The sequence below is a fragment of the uncultured Methylobacterium sp. genome (genome assembly GCF_964251405.1).
Lineage (GTDB): Bacteria > Pseudomonadota > Alphaproteobacteria > Rhizobiales > Beijerinckiaceae > Methylobacterium.
Genome location: NZ_CAXUJR010000144.1, coordinates 1 through 5269 on the forward strand (window position 1 = coordinate 1; position 5269 = coordinate 5269).

General features: G+C 65.5%; 6 protein-coding genes and 1 tRNA gene. 3 read left to right on the forward strand and 4 right to left on the reverse strand.

The window, feature by feature from the left end; translation table 11 throughout:
• Window positions 1–102: 102 nt before the first annotated feature.
• Window positions 103–588: a LuxR C-terminal-related transcriptional regulator gene (locus tag ACFE7U_RS17200; protein WP_375410931.1), complete on the forward strand. Its 486-nt coding sequence runs from the start codon at window positions 103–105 to the stop codon at window positions 586–588.
• A 51-nt stretch (window positions 589–639) separates the two neighbouring features.
• Here ACFE7U_RS17200 and ACFE7U_RS17205 read toward each other — a convergent pair whose 3' ends face one another.
• The 4 genes from ACFE7U_RS17205 to ACFE7U_RS17220 all read right to left on the reverse strand — a co-directional run bounded on the left by ACFE7U_RS17205 (window position 640) and on the right by ACFE7U_RS17220 (window position 2767).
• Window positions 640–1398, reverse strand: a complete 759-nt coding sequence (locus ACFE7U_RS17205) for a DUF72 domain-containing protein (protein ID WP_375410932.1) — start codon at window positions 1396–1398, stop codon at window positions 640–642.
• Window positions 1399–1556: 158 nt separating this feature from the next.
• Window positions 1557–1826 carry a hypothetical protein gene (locus ACFE7U_RS17210; RefSeq protein WP_375410933.1) on the reverse strand — a complete coding sequence of 90 codons (270 nt, stop codon included), beginning with the start codon at window positions 1824–1826 and terminating at the stop codon, window positions 1557–1559.
• Between the two features lie 320 nt (window positions 1827–2146).
• Window positions 2147–2431 carry a hypothetical protein gene (locus ACFE7U_RS17215; RefSeq protein WP_375410934.1) on the reverse strand — a complete coding sequence of 95 codons (285 nt, stop codon included), beginning with the start codon at window positions 2429–2431 and terminating at the stop codon, window positions 2147–2149.
• Window positions 2432–2692: 261 nt separating this feature from the next.
• Window positions 2693–2767 (reverse strand) — tRNA-Glu (locus ACFE7U_RS17220).
• Between the two features lie 158 nt (window positions 2768–2925).
• Here ACFE7U_RS17220 and ACFE7U_RS17225 point away from each other — a divergent pair.
• Together ACFE7U_RS17225 and rpoH are read left to right on the forward strand one after the other, a co-directional pair.
• The gene (locus tag ACFE7U_RS17225) at window positions 2926–3921 is read left to right on the forward strand and encodes an RluA family pseudouridine synthase (RefSeq protein WP_375410935.1); all 996 of its coding nucleotides are present in this window, start codon (window positions 2926–2928) and stop codon (window positions 3919–3921) included.
• Window positions 3922–4182: 261 nt separating this feature from the next.
• Window positions 4183–5070, forward strand: coding sequence for an RNA polymerase sigma factor RpoH (gene rpoH / locus ACFE7U_RS17230; protein WP_375410936.1), 888 nt, complete (start codon window positions 4183–4185; stop codon window positions 5068–5070).
• Window positions 5071–5269: the final 199 nt, after the last annotated feature.

Here is a 5269-nt window from a genome sequence, read left to right on the forward strand (position 1 = left end):
GCCGAACTTGCTCAGCGAGGAAAGTAGGTCATCTATGCAGCCCTAAAACCCTCGTCCTTCGATCAGGCGCTGACGGCCCTCGAGGACCGCCCCGAGATCGCGATGGCGACCCTCGACCTGCCATCGCCGATGACGCGGCATCGCTCTCGTCTGCGCGGCCTCAGGACACGGTTCCCTCGGGTCCGCATCGCCATCGCGGCCTCATCGGACGATCGGGCGGACATCCTGGCCGCCCTGCAGGCCGGTGCCCATGCCTATCTTCCGAAGTCGCTCGGCGCCGCCGAGACGGTCCGGGCGCTGCGTGCGGTGAGCCAGGGCGAGATCTTCGTGCCAGCTGTCATGTCGGTGCTGCCCGACCGGTCGGAGGGCGGACGCGGCTCCCCGCCCGGCGACGGGCAGACCGAGCTGACGTCCCGGCAGAAGGACGTCCTCATGCTGATCCAGAGCGGCATGCGGAACAAGGACATCGCGCAGGCGCTCAACCTCACCGAGAATACGGTCAAGGTTCATACCCATGCGCTCTACCGCAAGATCGGAATCCGCAAGCGCAAGGATCTGATCGCCTCTCTGCTAGCGATCAAGCATTGAGCGATCGAGGCCGGTCATGCCGAGTGGGCCGCCCCTCGTTTGGCCCAGCCCCTACGCCGAGCCCGGCAGGATCCTTTCGCGCCTGACCAATCCATCGGTCTCGATCGCGTTCCCGGTCGCAGCGAATTCCGCGGTGTTGTCGAAGATGCACCAGACCTCGCGCCCGCCGCTCGCATCCTGCGCCAGTCGTGCGGCGATCCGATCGAGGGCCGCCGGTCCGTAGGCCGAATAGTAGATCTTCGGAGAACCATGGAGCCGGTAATAGGTCAGTCCGCGCCATCCGCCGGGCTCGTCGGCTCCTCGAACCGGCGCCGGGTCGGCGGCGACGCGTGCGATCGAGAGTTCGTCGAGAAGCGCGTCGACCTCAGGCGTGAACCAGGTCGGATGACGCGGCTCGCAGACGACGGTGCCCGGATGGGCTCGCCTGAGTTCGGCCAGGAACGCCGACGGGCCGCGATCGAAGGCGAGGCTGGGGGGCAGTTGCAGCAACAGGGGGCCGAGCTTGGAGCCGAGCCCTGCTCCCTCGCACAGAAACCGCGCCAGAGGTTCGCCGGCATCGATCAATCGCCGTTCTTGAGTGATCACCCGGGGGATCTTCACAGCGAACCGGAAGCCGTCCGGGACCGATGCGGCCCATCGTTCGTAGGTCGCGACACGGTGCGGACGATAGAATGAGGTGTTGATCTCGACGGCGCTCAGGCGCCGGCCGTACCGTTGGAGATGGCTGCCCGTACCAGGGAAGTATGCGGCATAGGCCCCGGGCACGTTCCACCCGGCGGTCCCGATCGCGATCGACCCGAGCCTGCCCATTAGGTGCACGAGAGCTTCACGGTGGCTGAGTTCCCGAGCGGGGGAGCCAGGATCGGCCGACCCATGGTGGTCATCGATCCCACCCGTCCGACGCTGGATTGTCAAAACCGGTCCGGGCGCTCGCAGACGACTACGCGCAGACGACGATATGTGCCGGCTCAGCGGACCTCGCTGACCCGCTTCGTCGCCTTCTGCTCCTGCTTGTACGCGGTGATGGCCGAGGCACAATGAGGTGACAGCTTCTTCAGGTTGGCACGGAAGCACGCCTCGACCTCAGGGCCGCCCGGCGCAAACTCGCTGCAATACTCCATGTAGTCGCCCGTGCAGGACCGCTTGAGCGCGTCGCGGGCCGGGGATTGCTGCGCATTGGCCACGGCCGGAACTAAGCAGAGACCGATAACAAGAAAAGCTGATCTGGTCGACGCCATGGTAGGTCCTGTCTGTCCTCGATATTGTTGACGCACGTCGTGCATCAAACAGCGCGGTGGTTGAGCGCCAAGGATGGCGTGATTGTGACGGGGGCGCGCGACTATTTGCTCATCAGTCATCGAGCACAGCCAAGTACAACGAGCTTCTATCGTCGGCGGGCCAGGAACGTCTTGCAACACGATTGGGATGGTCAGTCCCGAGGCTGCGGGATTGCCGTCCCTGACGTGGACAACAGGCATGGATCCTGTGGCATGGGTCCTGGGCCGATCCGATCCAGGTCAGCCGGGATGTCGCCAATCATCGCACGGCCCGTTCGAGGCTAGACGGCTCCCGCCCGCACTTCATCGGCTAGTTGAAGCGCCTCCAGCACCGCCTTTCCAATCCGGTCGGCTTCATCCTCACCTGCCGGGTTGGCGAGAAGGACCGCCACCGCCCTGGGAACCGAAAGAGCCACGGCGCTGACGGTCACCTGCAACTCGTCTCCATAGGGCGCTTCGATCCGGCGGAGGCCAATCTGAAGGCCAGCGGCTTCACCAAAGATCCGCTCGATAGGGGCGGAAGGCGCTGGCCGACCACCGAAATTGCCGTGGATGACGTCCGACATGGGCTCCTCCGACACGCGATCCGGTCCAACGATCGGGCGGTGTTCTGAAAATCAAGTCGACCTCTGCCAGACCTTGCTTCAGACGAATCCACGTTCCGGCAGGTCACCCAGCCCTTATAGCTCGGAACCGGCCCAATCTGCTACGCGAACGCGATGTTCGGTCCGCGCGAGAACTTTCATATGGACGTGACTCTGCACAAAGCCGTGATGGAAGATCACGGCGTAAGACACCATTTTAAACGCTACGTCGCTTGATGATGTTGGCGCGCCCACGGGGAATCGAACCCCGGTCTGATCCGTGAGAGGGACCTGTCCTAACCGCTAGACGATGGGCGCGGGGTCGGGCCTGTACGACGCCGACACTTCTGGTCCCGGCTGCCTGTTGCCTTGCGTCCGGGAGGCGTTCGTATAGCGAGGGTCGGCGAAACGGGCAAGAGCCCGGCGGGCGCGAAATCGTTGCCCGTTCTCATGTCGACAATCGAAGGGAAGAGCGGGTGGTGGATGTGGAGGTCCGGCGTGTGGTGCTGGACGCGGATGCCGCCTTGGAGCGCCTCGATCGGGTCCTGGCCCGGGCGTTGCCCGACCTTTCACGAGTCAGGCTCCAGAGCCTGGTGCGGACGGGACATGTCCTGCGCGACGGGGTGGCGGTCGCCGACCCTTCGGCGCGGGTCGGGAATGGCGCGGTCTTCGACGTGACAATCCCGGCGGCGATCGCCGCCGAGCCCGAGGCGGAGAGCCTGAACCTCGTCATCGTCTACGAGGACGACGACCTCGTCGTCATCGACAAACCGGCGGGGCTCGTCGTTCATCCGGCTCCCGGCCACGATGCCGGCACCCTCGTCAACGGGCTCATCGCCCATTGCGGTGAGAGCCTGTCGGGCATCGGCGGGGTGCGGCGCCCCGGCATCGTGCATCGTCTCGACAAGGATACGAGCGGCCTCATCGTGATCGCCAAGAACGACCGGGCCCACCAGGGCCTGACCGCACAGTTCGCCGATCACGGCCGCACGGGCCCGCTGGAACGAGCCTATCTCGCCTTCACCTGGGGCATCCCCGAACCAAGGGCGGGGACCATCGATGCGCCCTTGGCGCGCAGCCAGCGCAACCGCGAGAAGATCGCCGTGACGCGAGGCGAACTCGGGCGTGAGGCGATCACGCACTACAAGGTCGAGCGGGTCCTCGGGACCGGCGCGCCCGTCGCACTGGTCCGCTGCCAGCTGGAGACGGGGCGCACCCATCAGATCCGCGTGCATCTCAGCCATCGCGGGCATCCGCTGCTCGGTGATGCGGTCTATGGCAGTGCCTTCAAGACCAAGGCCGGACGGCTCTGTGGGCCGGCGAAGGCGGCTCTGGCGGCGCTCGGGCGCCAGGCCTTGCACGCGACGCTGCTGGGGTTCGCCCATCCGCGAACCGATGCCATCATGCGCTTCGAGAGCCCGCTGCCCTCCGAACTGACGGCCCTTCTGTCGGCCCTCGAGATGGAATCGTGACAGGCGCCGTCGCTGAGATGCGACAGTCAAGCCCATCTCGCATGGCCGTGCGAATCGGCACGTCGGACCGCGACCAATCGTGCCAGCAATGGCTGGAACGCTCTTCGGTGCGTTGAAGGTTCGGTTCTACTCGTGAACCGGCTACCGGCTCGACTCGTTACCCGCTAGGAGTCGGGACGCGCGTCACCGGCTCAGTGGGAGCGGTGTCGCGCTCCCTGAAGTCCGCCCATGCCGGGGGACTCTCGATGGAGGATTGAGATTATGGCAGGCGCATTGCCCGTGCTCGCCAATGAAGGCGGCCTGTCGCGCTATCTCGACGAGATCCGCAAGTTCCCGATGCTGGAGCCCAACGAGGAGTTCACCCTCGCGAAGGACTGGCGCGAGAAGGGCGATCGAGACGCGGCCCATCGGCTCGTGACTTCGCATCTGCGCCTCGTCGCCAAGATCGCCATGGGCTATCGCGGCTACGGCCTGCCGATCTCCGAGGTCGTGTCGGAAGGCAATGTCGGGCTCATGCAGGCGGTCAAGCGCTTCGAGCCGGACAAAGGCTTCAGGCTCGCGACCTACGCGATGTGGTGGATCAAGGCGGCGATCCAGGAATACATCCTGCGCTCGTGGTCGCTCGTGAAGATGGGCACCACCGCCAACCAGAAGAAGCTCTTCTTCAACCTGCGCAAGGCCAAGGGCAAGATCTCCGCCCTCGACGAGGGCGACCTCAAGCCCGATCAGGTCGCCCAGATCGCGGTCAAGCTCGGCGTGCCCGAGCAGGACGTCATCGACATGAACCGTCGCCTGTCCGGCGACACCTCCCTCAACGCGCCCTTGCGCGAGGAGGGCGAGGGCGAGTGGCAGGATTGGCTCGTCGACAACTCGCCGAGCCAGGAGACGGTCCTGGCCGGCGAGCAGGAAGGGCAGAACCGCCTTTCCGCCCTGCGCGACGCCCTGTCGGTGCTGAATCCGCGCGAGCGCCGCATCTTCGAGGCGCGACGTCTCGCCGACGATCCGATCACCCTGGAGGATCTATCCGGCGAGTTCGGCGTCTCGCGCGAGCGCGTTCGTCAGATCGAGGTCAGGGCGTTCGAGAAGATCCAGGAGGCGGTCAAGCGCAATCTCGCGACCCGCGAGGCCCCCAGGGCACTTCACGCCTGAGGTGAAGGGAGCAGGCGGCGATCCAGCCGCCTGCCGAATCGGTCATCCGATCCACCGAAGGATCGGTCTCACGACCGCCATTGATCGAAGGCGTTCTGCATCACCTGGATGCCGGACGATCCCTTCTCGAACGTGATCACCGCACGCGTCCCCGACGAGAACCGCAGGGCGAGATCAAACCAGTTCTTCTGCAGGAGCA